Annotated in this window: 22 protein-coding genes and 1 tRNA gene; 12 read left to right on the top strand and 11 right to left on the bottom strand. The window is 67.8% G+C overall.

Annotated features, from left to right (window positions below):
• Positions 1-63 precede the first annotated feature (63 nt).
• The gene (locus AAG565_RS08520) at positions 64-516 is read left to right on the top strand and encodes a cyclic nucleotide-binding domain-containing protein (protein WP_348819152.1); all 453 of its coding nucleotides are present in this window, start codon (positions 64-66) and stop codon (positions 514-516) included.
• Here the strand turns inward: AAG565_RS08520 and AAG565_RS08515 are convergent, their stop codons facing one another.
• Positions 517-1,032 carry a DUF2937 family protein gene (locus AAG565_RS08515; protein ID WP_348819151.1) on the bottom strand — a complete coding sequence of 172 codons (516 nt, stop codon included), beginning with the start codon at positions 1,030-1,032 and terminating at the stop codon, positions 517-519.
• 136 nt (positions 1,033-1,168) lie between these two features.
• Between AAG565_RS08515 and tgt the strand changes: the two genes are divergently transcribed.
• The 5 genes from tgt to AAG565_RS08490 all read left to right on the top strand — a co-directional run bounded on the left by tgt (position 1,169) and on the right by AAG565_RS08490 (position 7,102).
• Positions 1,169-2,326 carry a tRNA guanosine(34) transglycosylase Tgt gene (gene tgt, locus AAG565_RS08510; protein WP_348819150.1) on the top strand — a complete coding sequence of 386 codons (1,158 nt, stop codon included), beginning with the start codon at positions 1,169-1,171 and terminating at the stop codon, positions 2,324-2,326.
• Between the two features lie 130 nt (positions 2,327-2,456).
• Positions 2,457-4,733, top strand: a complete 2,277-nt coding sequence (locus AAG565_RS08505) for a DUF1302 family protein (protein ID WP_348819149.1) — start codon at positions 2,457-2,459, stop codon at positions 4,731-4,733.
• Positions 4,708-5,466, top strand: a complete 759-nt coding sequence (locus AAG565_RS08500; protein WP_348819148.1) for a hypothetical protein — start codon at positions 4,708-4,710, stop codon at positions 5,464-5,466. The genes AAG565_RS08505 and AAG565_RS08500 overlap by 26 nt, the downstream gene beginning before the upstream one ends.
• Positions 5,463-6,218, top strand: coding sequence for a hypothetical protein (locus AAG565_RS08495; protein ID WP_348819147.1), 756 nt, complete (start codon positions 5,463-5,465; stop codon positions 6,216-6,218). The genes AAG565_RS08500 and AAG565_RS08495 overlap by 4 nt, the downstream gene beginning before the upstream one ends.
• The gene (locus tag AAG565_RS08490) at positions 6,215-7,102 is read left to right on the top strand and encodes a hypothetical protein (RefSeq protein WP_348819146.1); all 888 of its coding nucleotides are present in this window, start codon (positions 6,215-6,217) and stop codon (positions 7,100-7,102) included. The genes AAG565_RS08495 and AAG565_RS08490 overlap by 4 nt, the downstream gene beginning before the upstream one ends.
• On the opposite strand, the gene AAG565_RS08485 is transcribed toward AAG565_RS08490, so the two are convergent.
• Positions 7,041-7,547, bottom strand: coding sequence for a DUF4282 domain-containing protein (locus AAG565_RS08485; RefSeq protein WP_348819145.1), 507 nt, complete (start codon positions 7,545-7,547; stop codon positions 7,041-7,043). The genes AAG565_RS08490 and AAG565_RS08485 overlap by 62 nt on opposite strands.
• A gap of 145 nt (positions 7,548-7,692) precedes the next feature.
• Here AAG565_RS08485 and AAG565_RS08480 point away from each other — a divergent pair, with 145 nt between their 5' ends.
• The 4 genes from AAG565_RS08480 to AAG565_RS08465 are packed head-to-tail and all read left to right on the top strand — an operon-like array spanning position 7,693 to position 10,850.
• Complete coding sequence (locus AAG565_RS08480) at positions 7,693-8,463, top strand: Abi-alpha family protein (RefSeq protein WP_348819144.1); 771 nt, start codon at positions 7,693-7,695, stop codon at positions 8,461-8,463.
• Between the two features lie 45 nt (positions 8,464-8,508).
• Positions 8,509-9,831, top strand: coding sequence for a DUF445 family protein (locus tag AAG565_RS08475; protein ID WP_348819143.1), 1,323 nt, complete (start codon positions 8,509-8,511; stop codon positions 9,829-9,831).
• Entirely contained in the window at positions 9,828-10,025 is a 198-nt protein-coding gene (locus AAG565_RS08470) for a hypothetical protein (RefSeq protein WP_348819142.1), read from the top strand. Before AAG565_RS08475 ends, AAG565_RS08470 begins: the two co-directional genes overlap by 4 nt.
• Positions 10,026-10,058: 33 nt before the next feature.
• On the top strand, positions 10,059-10,850 hold the full coding sequence (locus AAG565_RS08465) for an outer membrane lipoprotein-sorting protein (protein ID WP_348819141.1): 792 nt from the start codon (positions 10,059-10,061) through the stop codon (positions 10,848-10,850).
• 9 nt (positions 10,851-10,859) lie between these two features.
• Here the strand turns inward: AAG565_RS08465 and AAG565_RS08460 are convergent.
• Positions 10,860-10,935: transfer RNA gene (locus AAG565_RS08460), tRNA-Arg, on the bottom strand.
• 363 nt (positions 10,936-11,298) lie between these two features.
• Between AAG565_RS08460 and AAG565_RS08455 the strand changes: the two genes are divergently transcribed.
• Complete coding sequence (locus AAG565_RS08455) at positions 11,299-13,137, top strand: hypothetical protein (RefSeq protein WP_348819140.1); 1,839 nt, start codon at positions 11,299-11,301, stop codon at positions 13,135-13,137.
• A 44-nt stretch (positions 13,138-13,181) separates the two neighbouring features.
• On the opposite strand, the gene AAG565_RS08450 is transcribed toward AAG565_RS08455, so the two are convergent.
• A complete protein-coding gene (locus tag AAG565_RS08450; RefSeq protein ID WP_348819139.1) occupies positions 13,182-13,532 on the bottom strand; it encodes a hypothetical protein in 351 nt (116 codons plus the stop codon).
• Positions 13,533-13,672: 140 nt separating this feature from the next.
• Here AAG565_RS08450 and ald point away from each other — a divergent pair, with 140 nt between their 5' ends.
• Positions 13,673-14,785, top strand: coding sequence for an alanine dehydrogenase (gene ald, locus AAG565_RS08445; protein WP_348819138.1), 1,113 nt, complete (start codon positions 13,673-13,675; stop codon positions 14,783-14,785).
• A 52-nt stretch (positions 14,786-14,837) separates the two neighbouring features.
• Here ald and nth read toward each other — a convergent pair whose 3' ends face one another.
• Genes nth through rsxA form a run of 7 tightly spaced genes read right to left on the bottom strand, consistent with a single transcriptional unit; the run spans position 14,838 to position 20,429 of the window.
• A complete protein-coding gene (gene nth, locus AAG565_RS08440) occupies positions 14,838-15,494 on the bottom strand; it encodes an endonuclease III (protein ID WP_348819137.1) in 657 nt (218 codons plus the stop codon).
• An 8-nt stretch (positions 15,495-15,502) separates the two neighbouring features.
• Complete coding sequence (locus AAG565_RS08435) at positions 15,503-16,189, bottom strand: electron transport complex subunit E (RefSeq protein WP_348819136.1); 687 nt, start codon at positions 16,187-16,189, stop codon at positions 15,503-15,505.
• Positions 16,186-16,824, bottom strand: a complete 639-nt coding sequence (gene rsxG / locus AAG565_RS08430; RefSeq protein WP_348819135.1) for an electron transport complex subunit RsxG — start codon at positions 16,822-16,824, stop codon at positions 16,186-16,188. The genes AAG565_RS08435 and rsxG overlap by 4 nt, the downstream gene beginning before the upstream one ends.
• Positions 16,821-17,801, bottom strand: coding sequence for an RnfABCDGE type electron transport complex subunit D (locus AAG565_RS08425; RefSeq protein ID WP_348819134.1), 981 nt, complete (start codon positions 17,799-17,801; stop codon positions 16,821-16,823). Before AAG565_RS08425 ends, rsxG begins: the two co-directional genes overlap by 4 nt.
• Positions 17,798-19,300 (bottom strand): electron transport complex subunit RsxC, encoded by a 1,503-nt coding sequence (gene rsxC, locus AAG565_RS08420; protein ID WP_348819133.1) that lies wholly within the window; start codon positions 19,298-19,300, stop codon positions 17,798-17,800. Before rsxC ends, AAG565_RS08425 begins: the two co-directional genes overlap by 4 nt.
• A complete protein-coding gene (gene rsxB, locus AAG565_RS08415; protein ID WP_348819132.1) occupies positions 19,297-19,854 on the bottom strand; it encodes an electron transport complex subunit RsxB in 558 nt (185 codons plus the stop codon). The genes rsxC and rsxB overlap by 4 nt, the downstream gene beginning before the upstream one ends.
• On the bottom strand, positions 19,854-20,429 hold the full coding sequence (rsxA, locus tag AAG565_RS08410; RefSeq protein ID WP_348819131.1) for an electron transport complex subunit RsxA: 576 nt from the start codon (positions 20,427-20,429) through the stop codon (positions 19,854-19,856). The genes rsxB and rsxA overlap by 1 nt, the downstream gene beginning before the upstream one ends.
• Positions 20,430-20,449: the final 20 nt, after the last annotated feature.

The raw sequence follows: 20,449 nt of genomic DNA, 5'->3' as shown, positions 1-20,449 counted from the left end.
GGCGTGACGCTGGTGTATGCTGGTGCCATTCCCGCAATCGAGCCTCACGACCGGAGCCGCCGCATGGATCGCCGACTGCTGCAGGATGTGTATCTGTTCAGGGAGTTCTCGGAAGACGAGCTCGCCGGCGTCGAGGCGATCGCGCAGCGCAAGGCGCAGAATCCCGGCGACGTGCTGTTCAACGAGGGTGATGCCGCCGACGCCCTGCTGATCATCAAGCATGGCTCGGTACAGATCGCCCAGGCCGGCGAGAACAACACGATCATGTTGGCGACGCTGGGCACGGGCGCGCACTTTGGCGAGATGTCCTTCCTTGACGGCGAGCCGCGCTCGGCCACCGCGCGCGCCATGGAGCGCTCGGAGATCGTCCTGATCCGCTATGACGCGCTGCGCAAGCTGCTGGACGCCCATCCGTCGCTGGCGGTGAAGTTCTACCGCGCGCTGGCGCAGTACCTCGGCAGCCGTCTGCGTGCGACCAGCAGCGATCTCAATTTCGCACGCAGCCGCAAGCGCTGATCACACCCGCAGTAGCGGACGGCGGTCCACGACGAGCCGCAGCGGCCACAGCAGCAGGTTGAACAGCGCGCTGGCCAGCACACCGCCGACCAGGCCGCACAGCAGCGCGTCGATCGTCAGCGGCAGGCCCGGACGGAAGTTCTCCAGGACGCCGTAGGCGATCGAAGGCTCAATGTGGCGAGCCAGGTACCAGAGCTTCTGGCCGAGGTGACCGTAGCGCAGGATCGCCAGCCCGTGCTCCATCTCGGCGAGTCGCCGCCGTTCGTCCGCGATCTTGTCGCCGATGTCGCGCAGCGCCGGCTTGTCGTCGTTGCGAAAATCCCGTGTCATCGCATCGAGGTCACCGCGGTAGTGGCGGTCGGCGTTCTGCTGGTATTGCGCGACGCTGTCGGCCAGCGCCTGCCGGTAGCCGCCATAGCGCTGCGTGTAGTGATCGATGAACTGCGGAATCTGCAGGAACAGCGCCAGGCCCGCGGCAAACAGCAGGCGATCGAGCAGGCCGGTGATCAATCGCATTGCAGCACTCCTCGCAAGGGCGCAGCGACCGTACGCGCTGGCCCCGCGCCCTGTCAAAGCGGCGCGCTGCAGCCCGGACGCGTGCGTGGGACAATTCGCGCCTCATTCGCAAGCCCTGTGCACGGGATCCGCTGACGTGAAGTTCGAATTACTCGCCACCTGCGGCGCCGCACGGCGCGGACGCCTGATCTTCGAGCGTGGCGAGGTCGAGACGCCGGCTTTCATGCCGGTGGGGACCTACGGCACGGTCAAGGCGATGACGCCGGAAGAACTGCGCGACATCGGCGCGCAGATCATCCTCGGCAACACCTTCCACCTGATGCTGCGTCCGGGCGAGCAGACGGTGCGTGTGCTCGGCGGACTGCACCGCTTCATGCACTGGGACGGCCCGATCCTGACCGATTCCGGTGGCTTCCAGGTGTGGAGCCTGTCCGGTCTGCGCAAGATCACCGAGGAGGGCGTGAAGTTCGCGTCGCCGGTCAACGGCGACCGCATCTTCCTGACGCCGGAGCGGGCGATCGAGGTCCAGCACGCGCTGGGTTCGGACATCGTCATGCAGTTCGACGAGTGCACGCCGTACCCGGCCACTGAGAAGCAGGCGCGCAAGTCGATGGAGCTGTCGGCGCGCTGGGCACTGCGCTGCAGGAGCGCATTCGCAGCCAGCAACACGGCCGAGCCGCGTAACGAGGCGCTGTTCGGCATCGTCCAGGGCGGCATGTACCCGCATCTGCGACTGGAATCGCTGCAGCGTCTGGGTGAGATCGGCTTCGACGGCTATGCGGTCGGCGGCCTGTCGGTCGGCGAACCGGAGACCGAGCGCCTCAAGGTGCTGGATGCGCTCGGGCCGGCGCTGCCGCGCGAGCATCCGCGTTATCTGATGGGCGTGGGCACGCCGCGCGATCTGGTGCAGGCGGTGGCACGCGGCATCGACATGTTCGACTGCGTGATGCCGACGCGCAACGCGCGCAACGGTCATCTGTTCACCAGCGAGGGCGTGGTCAAGATCCGCAACGCGGTGCATCGCGACGACGCGCGGCCGTTGGATCCCGCGTGCGACTGCTACACCTGCCGCCACTACTCGCGGGCCTATCTGCACCATCTCGATCGCTGCAACGAGATCCTCGGTGCGCGCCTGAACACGATCCACAACCTGCGCTACTACCAGAACCACATGCGCGCGATCCGCGACGCGATCGGGCAGGGACGGTTCGACCGCTTCGCGGCGGACTTCCTCGACAGCCCGGCCGGTGCGATCAGCCACAGCAAGTCGCGTGCGGCCGAGACGGCCACGTAGCGGTTCGGACGAACGATGCCGGAGATCGGGTTCATATTTACATCGATCTATGTAAACTACTCCGGCAAACAGAACGCAAGGCGGCCGGCGAGCCGCGGGCAACCCGCTGCGTCCACGAGGGGAGAATCGGGTGCGGAGCAGTCTCGGAAGTGGGCTCGCGCTGAGCGCCTGGCTGGTCGCCAGCGGCGCTGCAGCGGCCGGCTGGAACGTGGACTGGGGGCCGGGCTTCGACATTGCCTGGACCCACAAGCTCGCGGCAGGTGCGCAGTGGCGTCTCGCATCGCGCAACGACGGTTTCATCGGCAAGTCCAACCTCGATCCTGCGCTGTGTGCGGAGGACGCCTGCCTGTCCCTGACACGCGACAACCTCGAGCCCCACCAGCGCTGGATGGCCGCGCCGGGTTCCGCGTGGCAGCTCGGCGACGAGGCCGATCTCACCCATGGCCGCGGTGAGGTCACCAGCGCGGTGGCACGCTGGCGTTCCGACCTGAAGATCGGCGGCGGCGACGGCAGCTGGGGCCTGCATCTGGGCTGGCAGGCGTTCTATGACGGCGTGCTCGACCGCCAGCGCATCTCCAATCCGAACCTCATCGTCGAAGAAGGGCCGGCGCCGGGCGTCGCCACCACGCTCCGCGCCCCGCGCGGCGCGCGCGCCGACAACGGCCGCCAGTTCGACCTGCGCGAGGCCAACGTCTTCTTCCGCCTGCCGTCGTTCGCCGACCGCGAGATCGACGTGCGCATCGGCCGCCAGTACGTGAACTGGGGTGAAGCGCTGTTCGCGATCTCCGGCACGCTCAACTTCGTCACGCCGGTCAATTTCAACAATTTCTTCCGCCCGACCATGGATCTCGACGAGGCCGTCGATCCGGTGGCGATGATCCATCTGCAGACGCTGCTGACGGACGCACTGGCGCTGGAAGCCTATTACCAGTTGGAGTGGCGGCCCTACACGCTGCCGGCCCGCGGTTCGCTGGGCTCGTTCATCGTCGACATCGGCACCGAGGCGCAGAACCGCGGCGAGCTGTCGGACGATTCGCTGCCGCTGCCGTTCGGCAAGACGCCGGAGGACCCGCTGCAGCTGCAGCGGGAACTGACGCCCGTCGTCGGCCTGATCAGCGACACCGCTGGTTCGGTGCCGCGTCTGGACAACGTCGAACCGCGTGCCGATGGCCAGTACGGCATCAGGCTCGGCTGGTTCTCCGAGGAACTGCTCGGTGGCACCGAGTTCTCGGTGTACTTCGCCCGCTATCACGCACGCCTGCCGGCCGCCAGCTTCATCGCCGCGCAGGCCAGCTGCACCACGCGCGAGGGCAGCGCGACGGGCGAGGACGTGCAGCCGGCGCCATTCCCGCAGGGCCTGTTCAACTTCCTGCGTGCCTGCGGTCGTGACGTCAACAGCCCGTCCGGACTCATCGGCCTGCTGCAGAGTCTCAACAACGGCGACAAGCTGGTCGGCGACGGCTACGACGCCCTGCCCCTGTCCAGCGCAGCGCTGTTTCTCGAGTATCCGGAGGATATCCAGGTGTTCGGCGTCGGCTTCAACACGGCGGCGCTGGGGCTGACCTGGACCGGCGAACTGGCCTACCGTCCCGATCATCCGTTCCAGGTCGATCTGGAAGACCTGGTGTTCGCCGCGCTGCAGCCCGCGTTTCCGCGCAACGAGCTGCCGCTGTTTCCGTCGCAGGCCGGCCAGCTCGATCCGCTGACGCCGCTGCTGCAGGTTCTGGCGCCGCGGCTGTCGTTCGGCCAGCTCGCCGGGGCCACGTTCACCGACCGGCGCAATGCGGTGCCGGACCATGTCACCGCCTATCGCGGTGGCACGCCGGGCGAAGTCGAACCGGGTTCCTATATCCGTGGCTACGAGAAGTTCGACTTCTGGCAGGGCTGCCTGGGCATCGCCAAGATCCTGGGCACCGAATGGCCCTGGCTGGGCGCGGACCAGGCGGCGCTGCTGTTCGAACTGGGTGCGACCTACGTGCCGGGCCTGCCGCCGCTTTCCGTGCTGCAGCTCGATGGCCTGGCGACGACCAACACGCACTTCTCGCCGGGCATCGAGGAAACCGGCGATGCGCTCAAGATCAATCCCTACCAGACGGATGCCAGCGGCTTTCCGACCCGCCTCGCCTGGGGCTACAAGGCCGCGGCGATCTGGTCTTACGACGATTGGCTGTTCGACGGGCTGCGTCTGCGTCCGCAGCTGATCCTGTTCCACGACGTCAACGGCATCACGCCGGGTCTGGGCGGCAACTTCCAGGACGGCCGCAAGATCGGCCTGGCCGGTCTGGCCTTCAACTACCGCAACACGCTGGGCCTGGCCTTCGACCAGTTCATCTTCTTCGGCGGCGGCGACGGCAACCGCCTGCGCGACCGGGATTTCCTCAATGTGTCCGTTTCGTACCAGTTCTGAACGTCGTCAGCGGGGGGGACTGCTGCTGTGGGCGCTCGTGATCCTCGTCGGCGCGGCGGCTGGCGCCATGCTGGTGTTCCAACTGGTGCTCAAGGACCTGCAGGCGAACCTGCTGGTGACCGACGAGAATCTGCTCGCCTATGTCGATCAGCCGCTGGAGGTGCAGGCCAGTGTCCTCAACGCGCTCGACATCGCGCTCGATGAAGTGGTCAGCACCCAGGTGCCGGTGGACACCCGTGTCAGCGTCCCGCTGACCGAGGCGCTGTCGCTGGTCGTCGCCTTCGACACGGTCGTGCCGCTGAAGACCGACGTCACCGTGAAGGACAGCATCGTCCTCGAGCAGAACATCGACATCGACACGGTGGTGCAGGCGGATCTGCTCGGCGAGACCTTCGAACTGCCGCTGCGCGGCAGCTTTCCGGTGCGGGCGCGGGTGCCGGTCAATCTGATCGTGCCGGTCGATCAGGACCTGAGGCTCAAGTTCACCGCGCCGATCAAGGCGCGGCTGCACCAGAAGCTCGACGTGCCGCTCCAGACCGTGATCGTCGCCGACGTGCCGCTGAAGACGCGCATGAGCGTGCCGGTGCTCAATGATCTGCAGGCCACGGCCGACGTGCGCCGGGAGCCGCCGCTGCCGGTCAGGCTCAATTACGCCGATCTGGCGATCCCGGTCGGCCGGCTCGGTTTCGGCTTCGCCGACGACGGCGCGCAGGCCGCCGTGGCGCAGCCATGACGCTGCGCGCATCGGGGCGGACGCGCCAGTCCGGCGTCGGTCTGCTGCCGGTGCTGGCCGTGCTGCTGCTCGCGGCTGCGGGCGGTGCGCTGATCGCGTGGTGGATCGTCAGCCGTGTCGATCTGACCCTCCGGCTGCGCAACCAGCCGGTGATGGCGGTCATTCCGCAGGATCTGACCGGTCGGGCGCGCGTCAGCGGCAAGCTCGATCTGCGGCTCGACGAAACCATCCGCACGCGCATACCCATCGACCAGCCGGTGCAGATTCCGGTCAGCGACACCGTCACCGTCATCGCGCATTTCGACGGCGAGATCCCGCTGAAGATGAACGTGCGTCTGAAGGACCGCATTCCGCTGAAGCAGGTGGTCAAGCTGGATACGACGGTCGAAGCCTATCTGCCGGAACTGGGCAGCACGCTGAAGATCCCGCTGCGCGGCAAGATTCCCATCGATACCGTCGTGCCGGTGGACATGATCATTCCGGTCGATCAGCCGGTGCGGCTGACCTTCACGCGGCCGGTGACGGCGTCGATCCGGCAGACCCTGACCGTGCCGCTCAAGACCGTGATCGAGGCCGAGGTGCCGATCGCCGCCGGCCTGCAGGTGCCGGTCCTCAACGATCTCGAAGCGCGGGTCAAGATGCCGTCCGCACCGGCGCGCGCCGTGATCACCGAAGCGGACCTGACGCTGCCTCTGCGCACGCTCAAGCTGCGGGTCAACGAATCCGCAGCCCGGCCGGAGCGGCAGCCATGAGCCGGCGCGGTGGGCACCTTCCTGCGCGCGTCGGCGCGGCGCCGACGGCGGAAGTTCCGGCTGCGGAAACGCCGGTCAAGTCCGTGGTGCACGGAAGAGGACCGGCCGGCTGGATCATCGGCGCTGCCGGCGCGCTCGGCGCATTGCTGGCCGGCGTCTGGCTGGCCGGGTGGCTGTGGCTGCACCTCGTCATTCACATTCCGATCAGCGACCAGCCGGTGGGCATTGCGTTGCCCGCAGAGTTCGGCGCGACCGCGAAGGTGACCAACGTCCTCGACGTGGCGATGAAGGGGGAGATCGCGACGGCGGTGCCGTTCAGGCAGGCGCTGACGGTGCCGCTGCGCGGCCGCTACGACCTCGACGTGGAGCTCAACGCCCAGGTGCCGGTGCAGTTCGAGGTGATCTACGACGGCACCCTTCCCGTGGATACCTCGGCGAAAGTGACCATCCGTACCGGCATCAACTACAAGAACCTCAAGTCGCTGCGCAACCTGACGATCCGCACCGCGCTGCCGCTGAAGTTCCAGCTGCCGGTGCACCTCAGGATTCCGATCCGGGAAGTGCTCGACGTGAGCTACAGCGGACCTCTGTCGGCGGACCTCGATCACGATTTGAAGACGACGGTCGACACGGTGCTGCGCACGCGCCTGCCGATCGACCAGACCGTGCGCACGCCGGTGACCGCAGCGATCCCGCTGCGCATCCGGCCGGACCAGGCGCAGACGCGCCTGATCCTGACCCGGCTGGATGTCGTGTTGCGGCCGAGCACGATGCTCGACTTCGGCGTGGCGGCCGAGGACCGCCGCGGCGGGCCGCTGCGTGTCAGCAATCCCTACGGTCCGCTGGATCGGGACGGCCCGGAGGTACGGCCGGACCTGCGCTGACCACTCGGGCACCGCTGCTGTCCGTCCTGCGCAGGCGGCTGAACGCGCGCCAGAACTGGATGCGCGGCAGATCCTCGGCGATCTCCTCGGTCTGGCCGTGAATGCGATGCGCGATCTCGTCGAGGCGCTCGACGTGGACGACGACGCGGAAGATCGCCAGCATGAATTCCAGTCCGATGCGCAATGCGCCGACCACGGCGAGAAAGGTCGCCGGGCCGACAATGACGAGCCAGGCCACGCCCTGTCCCCAGGACTCGCGGAAACCCATCGCGATCCGGTACAGGGTCAGCAGCGCGGCGAACACGATGCCCAGGCCGTAGATCGTCGGCAGCAGCCTGGGCGTCAGCATCTCGGAGAACTGCACGTCCGCCAGGCCGAGGACCAGCCTGCGGATCTCGCCGAACGGGGATACGCCCACCGGACGCTGTTCGCTTTGGGATTCCATCAGGCTATTCTCCGCGTCCTGCGCGCACTCGGGACAGTGCCATCGAATGATGGTACTATCTCCCCGTGCCGCGTGACGATGCAAGCGGAACGGGCGTACGGCAGCGACCGGCGCGCCGCCCCGATCCGGCCTGGGGAGATCATCTGTGGCGCGTAAGGCGATGGCGCAAAAAGCTCTGGAAGACAACAGCCGTCTGGGTGCCGGCATGTTCCGCCGCGTCACGCAGGTGCTGCAGAACCTGCCCGGCGCAGAACTGGTGCAGCGTCAGCTGGAACGCATCGAGCAGCTGCTGCTGACCGAGCTCAAGGCGCGCATGGATCGCATCGAGGCGGACATCAAGCCCGGACAACAGGGCTTCGTCGTCGTCGGTGCGATGGTGGACGCGGGGCGTGCGCGGGGCCTCGCCGAGCGCATGGCGGCGCTGCTCGAGCAGGCCGATGCGCAGGACCGCGAGCAGGCCTACGAGGCGCTGTTCCATCAGTTCATCGGCGAACTGGTGCCGGACGAGGCGCGTATTCTCGGGGCCCTCTCCGACGGCTCGACCTATGCGCTGATCCACATCAGCGAGCGCTTCATGGGACGCACTGGCCGGCGCATCGCCGAAAACTTCAGCAACGTCGGCAAGCCGGCGGGCGTGAAACTGCTGGAACTCGTGCCAGCCTATGTCGGACATCTGCTGTCGCTGGGACTGGTCGAGTTCGGCGCCGAGGACAAGGCGCAGGAGATGAAGTACCAGATCCTGGAGAGCGACGTCGCCGTCCGGCAGGCGATCACCACGGCGACCGGTTCGGCGGAGACGCCGGTGCGCTTCCGGCGGCAGACGCTGCGCATCAGCGAGCTTGGCAAGCGCTTCTGGACCGCCTGCCAGCCCGATGCCGTCGGCGGTGAGGTCATCGAGGGTCGGGTCGAAACCTGATCCTGCGTCGCGGCGCGGCGATCCATACAACACTGGGGGAGAGCGATGGAGGAAGCGGCAGGTCTGGGTCTGCTGGCGAAAGCCTGGGCGAATTTCCGGGGGGACATCTGGCTATATCTGTCGATGCCGATCACCAGCGGCATCGTCGGTTACGTGACCAACGTCATCGCCATCAAGATGATGTTCTATCCGCTGGAATTCCTCGGCATCAAGCCGCCGTTCCTGGGCTGGCAGGGCATCATTCCGCGCAAGGCCGGCAAGATGGCGTCCATCGCCTGCGACACGCTGGTTCCGCGGCTGATCACCGAGCGCGAGATCTTCGACCGCCTCGATCCGGACCGGGTCGCCGAGGAGATCGAAAGACCCATCCTGGCGCTGGTCGAGAACCTGATGGAAGAGATCATGACCGAGTACCAGCCGACGATCTGGGAGACGCTGCCGGTCGCGGTGCGCAACCTGATCATCAAGCGCGTGCAGGACGACGCGCCGGAAGTCGTCGCGCAGGTGATGAACGAGATTCGCAACAACATCGAGACCGTGTTCGACCTCAAGGACATGGTCGTCACCACGCTGGTGCGCGACAAGCAGCTGATCAACACGGTGTTTCAGGAGACCGGCAAGCAGGAATTCAAGTTCATCGGCAATTCCGGCTTCTACTTCGGCTTTGCCTTCGGTGTCCTGCAGATGATCGGCTGGACGTTCTACCAGGCGAACTGGCAGTTGCCGCTGTTCGGTCTGCTGGTCGGTTACGCGACGAACTGGATCGCGCTGGAGATGATCTTCCGGCCGCTGACGCCGCTGCGCATCGGCCCGATGATGATCCACGGGCTGTTCTTCAAGCGCCAGAAGGAGATTTCACGCGATTACGCGCGCCTGATCGCCGACGAGATCGTCACGCCATCCAACATCATCGAGGCCGTGCTCAAGGGGCCTTACGCGGACCGCGTGTTCAACATGATCGCCAAGCACATCAAGCGCACCATCGACGAGCAGTCCGGCGTCGCTCGCCCGTTCGTCGCCTGGACGGTCGGCACCAAGCGCTACGTGACGATGAAGGAGGCGGCCGTGTCGCGCATCGTCGCCAAGCTGCCGGAAACGGTGCGTTCGATCGACGGCTATGCCAAGGAAGCGATGGATCTGGGCAACACGCTGGCCAGCCGTCTGGAAGTGCTGCCGGCGCCGGAGTTCGAGGGCATGCTGCGTCCGGCGTTCAAGGAGGACGAATGGATCCTGATCGCGGTCGGCGCGGCGCTGGGCGCGCTGGTCGGTGTCGGTCAGGTCATCGCGTTCAAGCTGCTGGGATCGGGCGCTGCCAGTGCCGCGGGTCAGGCGGTGTCGGCGCTGGCGCGCACGGCCGGTCTGGCATGAGCGCCGAGCTGATCGTCATCACCCTCGTCTGCTTTGCCGGCGGCGTCGTGCTGTCGATGTGGCACACGCGGCGCCGGTTCCGCGCCCATCTCGCCGATCGCATCGCCCGCGAGGTCGAGCGCGAGCTGGCCCGGCGCGCCCTGAACCGATTTGCCGCACAGCAGCAGGATTCGCAGCAGCCGCCATCGGCATGACGTGTGCCTGAGGCGCGGTTTGCGGGTTCACGGATGAAATCGGGCACCTGGCTAGGGGCGGGTCTGACCGCGATGGCGGCGGCCTGCGGTCCGGTCCACGCGCAGGGCGAACTGCCGGATCTGCTGGCGTGCATGCGCGCCAACGTGCCGGAACAGGGGCGCATCCAGGACCTCGAACTGACCACCCACGAAGGCGAGTCGGTGCGCCAGCTCAAGGCAAGGCTGTACGGACGCGAGCAGCCCGGCGAACTCAGCCTGACCCTGCAGGTGCGCGCACCTGCCGATCTCCGGGGCGCCGCCTGGCTGTTCCGGCGCAGGCGCGCCCGGGACGGCAGGGTCGGCGACGAGACCTTCGTCTACCTGCCCAGCGTCGGCAGGGTGCGGCGCGTCAGTGGCGGTGGCGAGGATCAGCGCCTGTTCGGTACCGCGCTCAGTTTCGAGGACGTGTATCAGCTGCTGTCGTCGTTCTCCGGCGGGGCGATGTCACTGGGGCCGGCCTCCGAGATCGCCGGGCGACCGGTGCGGCGCATCTCCATCCTCGCTGCGCCGGATACGCCGGCGAGCTACGACAGGATCGTGGCCGAGGTCGATCGCGCGTCCTGCGTCGTGGTCGCTGCGGAACTGTCCCGGCATGGTCAGGTGCAGAAGCGCCTGTACGCGGCGCCGGACGCGCAGCGGCGGCTGGGGTCGCACTGGTATCCCTCGCTGGTCACGGTGGAGGACCGGCGCAAGGGGATCCGCACCGAGTTGCGCGTGCTGCAGGCGGAGCTGTCGCCCAGGCCGCCGTCGCGCTACTTCGAGCCGGCGTCGTTCTTCCGTGAGTGATGCGCTGCTTGGCGCCCCGGGTAGGAATCGAACCTACGACCCCGCGCTTAGGAGGCGCGTGCTCTATCCACTGAGCTACCGGGGCGGTGATGGGCAGGTCGAGACGGCGGATCGCCGCTCCGCATGGCGCTGCGGGCATCTCGCATCGACGCTGCCGAGCGCCACCGTGTTGCTACTGTGCTTGCCCGCCGCCTGCGCGCGGCGCAGAGTGTACAGGCTGTGGATGTCGGGCGTCTCGTGCCGGCCTGAAAGCGGCAAGGCCGCACAGCGGTCGCGGTCCGTGCCCGGCGCAGCGTCATCCGGCGAGAAGTAGGCCGTGTCAGCTCGGCTCTTATCAAGCTGGATTCACAATAGCGCCGATTTTCTTGTTTTTGCAGGATTTCAGGTTTAGCATCCGGAATCATCCGTTCTGAGCGCCGCACGGGGATCCGCGGCAGGTGAGAGGCTCATGGCTATGACGCGTTCCTGGTCCGTTGTCGCGCTGGCACTCGCGGTGTCTGTCTTGTCCGGCTGCGGCGGCGATGCGCAGTTGGGTGATACCGGGAACACGCTCGGTGGCAGTACGGGGGGGACGACTGGGGGCACGACCGGCGGCACCACGGGTGGTACGACCGGGGGCACGACCGGCGGTACGACCGTCACGTACCGGGCCGGGTACCTCGACGGCACAAGTTTCGTCAGCGGTCAGATCTTCGTCGCGGACGGCGAACTCGACGCTGGTGGTCAGACAGCGCTACGAGTGGACATCGTCGATGACACGGGTGCGCGCGCCCAGAACGTCAGCGCCACTGTGACGTTCAGCTCGGATTGTTCGGCCGCCAACAGCAGCCGTCTGCAGCCGGCGATCGTGACGACCACCACCGGACGGGCAGATACGACATATGTCGCGCAAGGTTGTGCGGGACAGGACACGCTGCGCGCGCTGGTCGAGATCAACGGTGTCACGCTGACCGCGGTCGGCGTTGTCAATGTGCAGCCGTCCGAAGTGGGCGCGGTGCAGTTCATTTCCGCGACGCCGGCGGTGATCGGGATGAGTGGCAGCACCATCCCCGGCCAGTCGACGGTGGTATTCAAAGTCGTGGACAAGAGCGGTGGCGCGGTGCCGGGCCAGGACGTGCAGTTCTCGCTCAGCACCACGTCCGGAGGTATTTCCATCACGCCCACGCAGGCCACGACCGACAGCCAGGGACTCGTCCAGACGCTGGTCCAGGCCGGCAGCGCGCAGGCATCCGTCCGCGTGCGCGCCGACACTACGGATCCGGTTTCAGGATTGCCGGTGCCTCCGGGAGTTTCGGATCCGATTGCCGTGACGACTGGACTGGCCGATGCGGACAGCGTGTCGGTGGCCAGCGAGAAGCTCGCGCTGGACGGTACCTGCGACGGCGAAAGCGCGAAGGTCTCGGTGCGCCTCGCCGATCGCTACAACAACCCCGTTCCCGGCGGGACGCAACCGGTATTGACCACCGAGGGCGGCAAAATCTCGGGCAGCTGCATCACCGCGGATGCGTCGGCGGATGCGGAAGCCGGTGTGTGCTCGGTGCTGTTGGTCGTGCAGAATCCACGCCCGGCCAATGGGCGCGTGTCCTTGGTCGGTTATGTGTCCGGCGAGGAAAGCTTCACCGACAACAATGGCAACGGCTACTTCGACGCAGGCGATACCTTCGCCGACCTGCCGGAAGTCTTCAATGATGACAACGAGAATGGTGTGTACGACCCGGGCGAGTTCTTCGTCGATGCCAACGCCAACCAGGCTTACGATGGCGGCAATGGTGTCTTCGACGGCTACGTTTGTGACTCGCCAGGTGTGAACTGCCGTTCGACGCCGATCAATGTCAGCGGGCAGTTGGTCGTGACCTTTTCCGGTCGCGTGCCGTCGAGCGCGACCAGCGGGGTTGCCGTCTCTGTCGGTGCGCCGAACTCGTACAACGGCAGCGAGCTGCTCTTTGTCGAGAAGAAGGCCCTAGCCGATATCGCCGTCCTGGTGCGGGATGTCAACGGCAATCCGATGCCCAGCGGCACGACGTTCACTCTGAGTTCGACGCTGGGCACCGTGTTGCCTCCGGCGACGGTCGGACCGTTCAATTCTTCGGACCCGAGCGCGGCTGCGAATACCTACTTTTTCACGCTCCAGAGCCCGAACGGCGATGAGCCTGACACCGGCATCGTAACGATCGACGTGGTCGTTCCGGCGAGCGCGTGCACCGGCGCGACGACCACATCCGTGCGCCTGTTCACGGTCAAGTTCCAGCCGCCCCAGCCGACTCCGACACCGGCACCGACGCCGTAACTGGGTAGGGGCCGTGAATGGCCCCGGGCGCTGGTATGCGTGCGCTACACGCGCGCCAGTAGCCGCTGCGCAGCCAGCTGCCCCAGCCCCAGCACCAGCGCGATCAGCCCGACGCCGAAGCGCAGCTGCACTTGGTCGCGTTCGCGGCGGATCTCGCCTTCGACCTCGGCCTGGACCATTTCGCGCATGCGTGCGAGGCCGGCGGCGTCGGGCTGCAGGTGCGGGCCGCGGCGCTGCAGGTCGAGCCGGAGGTTGAGTTCGACCGACGCGGCGATGTCTTCCTCGCTGTAGGTCGGCAGTTCGTACCACTTCTGCCCGTAGTAGCCGCACAGGCCGACGCCCAGCGACAGCAGCAGTGCGGGCAGGGTGCGGAAGGGCGGGCGTGTCGGGGTCATCGGCGTGTGGAGCGGGAACGGGTCGCCGATTGTACGCACTCCATCGGTCGGAACCGGCGCGCCGCCTGGGGGAATTTCACGACGCGGCGGCGCGTCCCCGCGTGGAATAATCCGCCCACTTCAGGTCGCGGGAGTTCACCATGCGTATCGGCACACCGCGGGAAATCAAGAACCACGAATACCGCGTCGGCCTGACACCGGCCGGCGTGCGCGAGTTGGTCCACCATGGCCATACGGTGTTGATCGAGACCGCGGCGGGACTGGGCATCGGCATCAGCGACGAGCAGTACGCCGCCGCCGGCGCGCGCATCGTCGGCACCGCGGCGGAGGTGTTCGCGCAGGCCGATCTGATCGTCAAGGTCAAGGAGCCGCAGCCGGCCGAGTGCGCGATGCTGCGCGAGAACCAGGTGCTGTTCACCTACCTACATCTGGCGCCCGATCCGGAGCAGGCCAGGGGGCTGATCGAGTCGAAGTGCATCGCCATCGCCTACGAGACGGTGACCGACGGCCGCGGCGGACTGCCGCTGCTGGCGCCGATGAGCGAGGTCGCCGGCCGCATGTCGATCCAGGCGGGCGCGCACGCGATGGAGAAGGCCGCCGGCGGCAACGGCGTGCTGCTCGGCGGTGTGCCCGGCGTGCCGGCGGCGGAGGTCGTGATCATCGGCGGTGGCGTGGTCGGCTACAACGCCGCGCGCATCGCCATCGGCATGGGCGCGCGCGTGACCATCCTCGACCGCTCGCTGGCGCGGCTGAACTATCTCGACAGCGTGTTCGAGAACCGGGCGACGACGCTGTACTCGACGCGCGATGCCGTCGAGACCTGCGTGCATCGCGCGGACCTGGTGATCGGTTCGGTGCTGGTGCCGGGCGCGGCCGCACCCAAGCTGGTGACGCGCGACATGCTCAAGTCGATCCCCAATGGCACGGTGATGGTGGATGTCGCCATCGACCAGGGCGGCTGCTTCGAGAGCTCGCGCCCGACAACGCACCAGGAGCCGACCTATGTCGTCGACGGCGTCGTGCACTACTGCGTCGCCAACATGCCGGGCGGCGTCGCCCGCACTTCGACCTTCGCCCTGACCAACGCGACACTGCCGCACGTGCTGGCGCTGGCCAACAAGGGCCATCGACAGGCCCTGCTCGACGACCCCAACCTGCGCGCCGGGCTCAATGTCTGCCGCGGTGAGGTCACCTACCAGGCGGTGGCCGACGCGCTGGGCTATCGCTACGTCCCGGCGCTGGACATGCTGTAGCGCGCATCCTGCGCAAGCCCGGGCCATCCATGGCGCGGACGTTCAAGACAAGCTAAAGGACCGGCGGTGGCTCGGGGTTCGGCGTCTTGCCGCGAAATTCGCACAAGTCGGCGATCGCGCAGCGCCAGCATTCCGGCTTGCGCGCCTTGCAGACGTAGCGTCCGTGCAGGATCAGCCAGTGGTGCGCGTCGCGGGCGAATTCCTGTGGTGTGAACCTCACCAGCTTGTCCTCGACCTGGCGCACGGTCTTGCCCGGCGCGAGGCCGGTGCGGTTGGCGACGCGGAAGATGTGCGTGTCCACGGCGATCGTCGGTTCGCCGAAGGCCGTGTTGAGCACGACGTTGGCGGTCTTGCGGCCGACGCCGGGGAGTGCCTCGAGCGCTGCGCGCGCGCGTGGGACCTCGCCGCCGTGCTGCTCGATCAGCGCGCGGCACAGTCCGATGAGGTTCTTCGCCTTGGTCTGGTACAGGCCGATGGTCCTGATGTACTCGCGCAGGCCCGCTTCGCCGAGCGCGAGCATCGCCTGCGGCGTGTTGGCGACAGGGAACAGCCGCGCAGTGGCCTTGTTGACGCCGACATCGGTGGCCTGCGCCGACAGCACGACGGCGACCAGCAGCTCGAACGGTGTCGAGTAGCGCAGCTCGGTGGTCGGCGCCGGATTGGCGTCGCGCAGGCGCGCGTAGATCTGCTGGCGCTTGAGCGCGTTCATTGGCGGCGTCAGGCCGCGGCCGGCGCCGGTGCCACGACCGCCGCGCGCGGCCGGTAGCGCGCGTCGATCCAGTTCTTGCCGGCGATCAGCAGTCCCAGGCCGATGAACGCGCCGGGTGGCAGCGCCGCCAGCAGCAGTCCGTGGTATTCGGGAATCAGCGTCAGGTGCACGCCCTTGAACGATTCGCCGAGCAGGAGATCCAGGCCTTCGCCCAGGGTGCCCTGCGCGAGCAGTTCGCGGATCGCGCCGAGCGCGACGAGCACCAGGGTGAAGCCCAGGCCCATCATCAGGCCGTCGAACGCGGCGAGGCGCAGCGGATTTCGCGCCGCGTAGGCCTCGGCGCGGCCGATGATGATGCAGTTGGTCGTGATGATCGGCAGGAAGATGCCGAGGATGTTGTAGAGCGCGTTGAAATACGCATTCATCAGCAGCTCGACGACCGTCACCAGCGCCGCGATCACCATGACATAGATCGGGATGCGGATCTCGGGCCGCACCAGCGGCCGCAGCAGCGAGACGATGCTGTTCGACAGCAGCAGGACGAGCAGCGTCGCCATGCCCAGTGTGAAGCCGTTGACGACGTTGTTGCTGGTCGCCAGCAGCGGGCACAGCCCGAGCAGCTGCACGAGGCCCGGATTGTTGGCCCACAGGCCGTCGCGCGCCAGCTTTGCGAAGGGATTGTTTGCGGAGTTCACGGGCTGCTCCCGCCGGGCGCGACCGCGAACAGCGCGTCCCGGTTCTGTTCGAAGTATTCCAGGCTGCGGTGCACGGCCTTGACCACCGCGCGCGGCGTGATCGTCGCACCGGCGAACTGGTCGAACACGCCGCCGTCCTTCTTCACCCCCCAGCCCTTGCCGGACGGGTCGTGCAGCGACCGGCCGTCGAAGCCGAGGATCCAGTCGCTGCGCCGACTGTCGATGCGATCGCCCAGGCCGGGTGTTTCGCGGTGTGCGGCGACGCGCACCCCGGTGATGCGGCCGTCGCTGCCGATGCCGACCAGCAGCCGGATCGGGCCGCTGTACCCGTCGGCGGCGGTCACCGTGAGCACCGCGGCCACGGGCTGCCGGTCCCGGCGCGCCCGGTACACGACGACCGGCCGTTCGCCGTCAAGCGCCGCCGCCGTCACTTCGATGCGATCGGCGGCGATGTCGTTGTCGAAGCTTCCCTGCGGCAGCACGTCGCGCAGCTGCAGCAGCAGGCGCTCGTTCTCGGCGGCGCGGATGCGGTCCACCGTCAGCATGTAGATCCCCCCCAGCAGCGCAGCCACGACGACCGCGATCAGCCCCAGCACCTGGCTCGAGCGCAGCACCGGTCGCAGATCGGCGCTCATGCGTCCGGCGTGCTCCGGTTCTGGCCGTAGACGCGCGGCTGGGTGTAACGGTCGATCGTCGGTGCGCAGAGGTTGAGCAGCAGCACGGCAAAGGCGACGCCGTCGGGATATCCGCCCCAGGTGCGGATGACGTACACCAGGAGGCCGATGCCGGTGCCATAGAGCAGCCGCCCGCGCGGTGTCGTCGCCGCCGAAACCGGATCGGTGGCGATGAAGAACGCGCCGAGCATCGTCGCGCCGGACAGCGCGTGGAACAGCGGCGAGGCGTAGCGGTCCGGATCGACGGCCCAGAGCGGCAGTGCGAGCAGCGTCATCCCGGCGAGCACGCCTGCCGGGATCTGCCAGCGGATCGTCCGGCGCCAGAGTAGGTAGATGCCGCCGGCGAGCCAGGCCAACGCGATCCATTCCCAGCCGCGCCCGGCGACGAGGCCCATCGGCGCATCAGCGCCGATCTCCGACAGCGTGCGTTGCAGGCCGAGCTGCGTGCGCACGTGATCGAGTGCGGTCGCGCCGGTCGCGGCATCGACGTCGGGCGCCCATATCGGCTGTAGCGCCGGCCAGGCCGTCATCTGTACCGGAAACGAGATCAGCAGCACGACAAAGCCGACCATCGCCGGATTGAAAGGGTTGTAGCCGAGGCCGCCGTACACATGCTTGCCGAGCAGCATCGCGGCGAGGCTGCCGATCACGGCGATCCACCATGGTGCGATCGGCGGCAGCGACAGGCCCAGCAACAGCGCCGTGACCAGGGCGCTGTGGTCGAGCAGAAAGGGCTTGAGCGGCTTGCCGCGCAGGCGCAGCACGGCCGCTTCGACCAGCACGCAGGTCAGTGCGGCGATCAGGATGTTGAGGAGCACGCCGCTGCCGAACAGCAGCGTGTACAAGACCACGCCGGGTGCGAGCGCCAGCAGCACGTCGCGCATCACGCCGCCGACGCTGGGCGCGACCGGCAGGAACGGTGAGCTGGCGCGGCTCACTGCGCCGCCCCGCCGCGATCCGGCGGCGCCGGCGTGGCGGCCGCGCGCGCAGCCAGCTCGGCCTTGCGACGTGCACGCGCTGCTTCCTTCTCGCGCTGCTCGCGTTCGAGACGCCGCTGGCGCGCCTCGAAGCGCTCGCGCGCCGCATCCGCCTTGCGCCGCTCGCGCTCCTCGGCCCAGATCTCGGTCTTGGCGTGACGGTAGTACTGCACCAGCGGGATGTGGCTCGGGCAGACCTGCGCGCAGCAGCCGCACTCGATGCAGTCGAACAGGTTCAGCGCGCGCGCCTTGGCGTACTCGCGGCCGCGCGCGTGCCAGTAGAGTTGCTGCGGCAGCAGGTTGATCGGGCAAACCGCCTGGCATTCGCCGCAGCGGATGCAGGGCATCGCCGGCTCGTCGGGCCTGAGTTCGCCCGGTGCGGCCGCGAGGATGCAGTTGGTCGCCTTGATCACCGGCAGCGCGTCGGACGGCAATGCGAAGCCCATCATCGGTCCGCCCATCAGCAGCCGGCCCGGCGCGTGCACATAGCCGCCCGCCTGTTCGATCAGGAAGCGCATCGGTGTACCGAGGCGGGCCTCGAAGTTCTGCGGCTGCGCAACGGCGCCGCCGGTGACGGTCACGATGCGCGAGATCAGCGGCTCGGCGTGCGCGACCGCACGCCAGACCGCGCGCGCGGTGCCGGGGTTGTGCACGACCAGACCGACGTCCAGCGGCAGACCCTCGCTCGGCACCTCGCGGCCGGTGAGGGTCTGGATCAGCTGCTTCTCGCCGCCCTGCGGGTAGCGTGTCGGCACGACCCGGACCTCGATGTCGGGATCGTCTGCCGTGGCTTGCCGCAGTGCGGCGATGGCCTGCAGCTTGTTGTCCTCGACGCCGATGATGCAGTTGCGTGCGTCGAGCGCGTGCAGCATCACGCGGATGCCGCGCACGATCTCGTCGGCGTGCTCGGCCATCAGCTGCTGGTCGCAGCTGATGTAGGGTTCGCATTCGGCGCCGTTGATGATCAGCGTCTCGACCGGCCGACCGGGCGAGAGCTTGATGAAGCTCGGAAAGCCGGCCCCACCGAGGCCGGCGATGCCGGCGCGGCGCACGATCTCGCGCAGCGATCGGGTATCGACCGACGCAGGGTCCGCGATGGGTGCCCACTCGGGCTGCGCCAGTGCTTCGTCGCGCCCGTCGGTCTGGATCACGATGCAGGGCGCCGACAGCCCGGACACGTGCGGGATCGGGCGCGGTTCGATCGCGACGACCACGCCGGAGCTGCTCGCGTGCACCGGCACGGACACGAAGCCATCGGCCACGGCGATGGTCTGGCCGCGCAGCACGCGCTCGCCGATCTGCACGACCGGCTTGGCCGGGTTGCCGGCATGCTGGGACAGCGGCAGCACCAGCTGCGGCGGCACCGGCGCGATGCGGATCGGCCGGCACGCGGACATCGCCTTGCGGTCGTCCAGGTGCAGGCCGCCGCGAAAGCCGGTCGGTCGCGTGAGCAAGCTCATGGTGCCTGCCCTTCGGCTGCCGCGACCGGCATCGGCCACTTCCAGCTGCGTGGCGTGTCCGTCACCGGCGCCATGGTGATGCAGTCCACCGGACAAGGCGCGATGCACAGCTCGCAGCCGGTGCATTCGGACGCAATCACCGTGTGCATCTGCTGCGCGGCACCGAGAATCGCGTCCACCGGGCAGGCCTGGATGCACTTGGTGCAGCCGATGCAGACCGCCTCGTCGATCACCGCGACGGTCGGTACCGTCTTGGCGACGCCGTTGTCGGGATTCAGCGGCTTGGGTTCGCGACCGAGCAGCTCGGCGAGCTTGAGAATGCCGTCCTCGCCCCCCGGCGGGCACTGGTTGATGTCCGCCTGGCCGGCCGCGATCGCGGTGGCGTAGGGCCGGCAGCCGGGAAAGCCGCACTGGCCGCACTGCGTCTGCGGCAGGATCTTGTCGATCTTCTCCACCAGCGGATCGCCTTCGACCTTGAAGCGGATCGCGGCATAGCCGAGACCCAGACCGAACACGGCCGCCATTCCGGCCAGCGCGAGGATCGCGATCAACATCAGTCCAGACCGCTGAATCCCATGAACGCGAGGCTCATGATGCCCGCGGTGACCAGTGCGATCGGCGCCCCCTTGAAGGCCGCGGGCAGGTCGGCCACCGCGAGCCGCTCGCGGATGCCGGCGAACAGCAGCAGCACCAGCGAGAAGCCCAGGCCCGCGCCCAGTCCGGTCAGCAGCGACGCCATGAAGTTCTGCGCCTGGCGCACGTTGAGCAGCGCGACGCCGAGCACGATGCAGTTGGTCGTGATCAGCGGCAGGTAGATGCCGAGCACCTGGTACAGCAGCGGACTGGTCTTGTGCATGACCAGTTCGACGCTCTGCACGACCGTGGCGATGACCAGGATGAACGCGATCGTGCGCAGATACTGCAGGCCCAGCGGTGCAAGGATGTAGGCGTCGGTCAGGTAAGTGGCGACCGCGGTCAGCGTCAGCACGAAGGTCGTCGCCAGCGCCAGGCCCGCGGACGTCTCGATCTTCTTCGACGTGCCCATGAACGGACACAGGCCGAGGAACTGGACCAGCACGAAGTTGTGGACCAGGACGGCGCCGATCAGGATGAGGAGGTATTCGGTCACGTCGTGACGGAACAGGCCGG

It is taken from the genome of Fontimonas sp. SYSU GA230001 (assembly GCF_040066175.1).
Lineage (GTDB): Bacteria > Pseudomonadota > Gammaproteobacteria > Nevskiales > Nevskiaceae > Solimonas.
This window is presented reverse-complemented; position numbering and strand designations above follow the sequence as displayed.

What these genes read in the sequence shown, in the direction of transcription:
- AAG565_RS08520 (WP_348819152.1), top strand. Translation starts at nt 64, where the DNA reads ATGGATCGCCGACTGCTGCAGGATGTGTATCTGTTCAGGGAGTTCTCG.
- AAG565_RS08515 (WP_348819151.1), bottom strand. Translation starts at nt 1,032, where the DNA reads ATGCGATTGATCACCGGCCTGCTCGATCGCCTGCTGTTTGCCGCGGGC.
- AAG565_RS08500 (WP_348819148.1), top strand. Translation starts at nt 4,708, where the DNA reads ATGTGTCCGTTTCGTACCAGTTCTGAACGTCGTCAGCGGGGGGGACTG.
- AAG565_RS08495 (WP_348819147.1), top strand. Translation starts at nt 5,463, where the DNA reads ATGACGCTGCGCGCATCGGGGCGGACGCGCCAGTCCGGCGTCGGTCTG.
- AAG565_RS08490 (WP_348819146.1), top strand. Translation starts at nt 6,215, where the DNA reads ATGAGCCGGCGCGGTGGGCACCTTCCTGCGCGCGTCGGCGCGGCGCCG.
- AAG565_RS08485 (WP_348819145.1), bottom strand. Translation starts at nt 7,547, where the DNA reads ATGGAATCCCAAAGCGAACAGCGTCCGGTGGGCGTATCCCCGTTCGGC.
- AAG565_RS08475 (WP_348819143.1), top strand. Translation starts at nt 8,509, where the DNA reads ATGGAGGAAGCGGCAGGTCTGGGTCTGCTGGCGAAAGCCTGGGCGAAT.
- AAG565_RS08470 (WP_348819142.1), top strand. Translation starts at nt 9,828, where the DNA reads ATGAGCGCCGAGCTGATCGTCATCACCCTCGTCTGCTTTGCCGGCGGC.
- AAG565_RS08465 (WP_348819141.1), top strand. Translation starts at nt 10,059, where the DNA reads ATGAAATCGGGCACCTGGCTAGGGGCGGGTCTGACCGCGATGGCGGCG.
- AAG565_RS08455 (WP_348819140.1), top strand. Translation starts at nt 11,299, where the DNA reads ATGGCTATGACGCGTTCCTGGTCCGTTGTCGCGCTGGCACTCGCGGTG.
- AAG565_RS08450 (WP_348819139.1), bottom strand. Translation starts at nt 13,532, where the DNA reads ATGACCCCGACACGCCCGCCCTTCCGCACCCTGCCCGCACTGCTGCTG.
- ald (WP_348819138.1), top strand. Translation starts at nt 13,673, where the DNA reads ATGCGTATCGGCACACCGCGGGAAATCAAGAACCACGAATACCGCGTC.
- nth (WP_348819137.1), bottom strand. Translation starts at nt 15,494, where the DNA reads ATGAACGCGCTCAAGCGCCAGCAGATCTACGCGCGCCTGCGCGACGCC.
- rsxG (WP_348819135.1), bottom strand. Translation starts at nt 16,824, where the DNA reads ATGAGCGCCGATCTGCGACCGGTGCTGCGCTCGAGCCAGGTGCTGGGG.
- rsxC (WP_348819133.1), bottom strand. Translation starts at nt 19,300, where the DNA reads ATGAGCTTGCTCACGCGACCGACCGGCTTTCGCGGCGGCCTGCACCTG.
- rsxB (WP_348819132.1), bottom strand. Translation starts at nt 19,854, where the DNA reads ATGTTGATCGCGATCCTCGCGCTGGCCGGAATGGCGGCCGTGTTCGGT.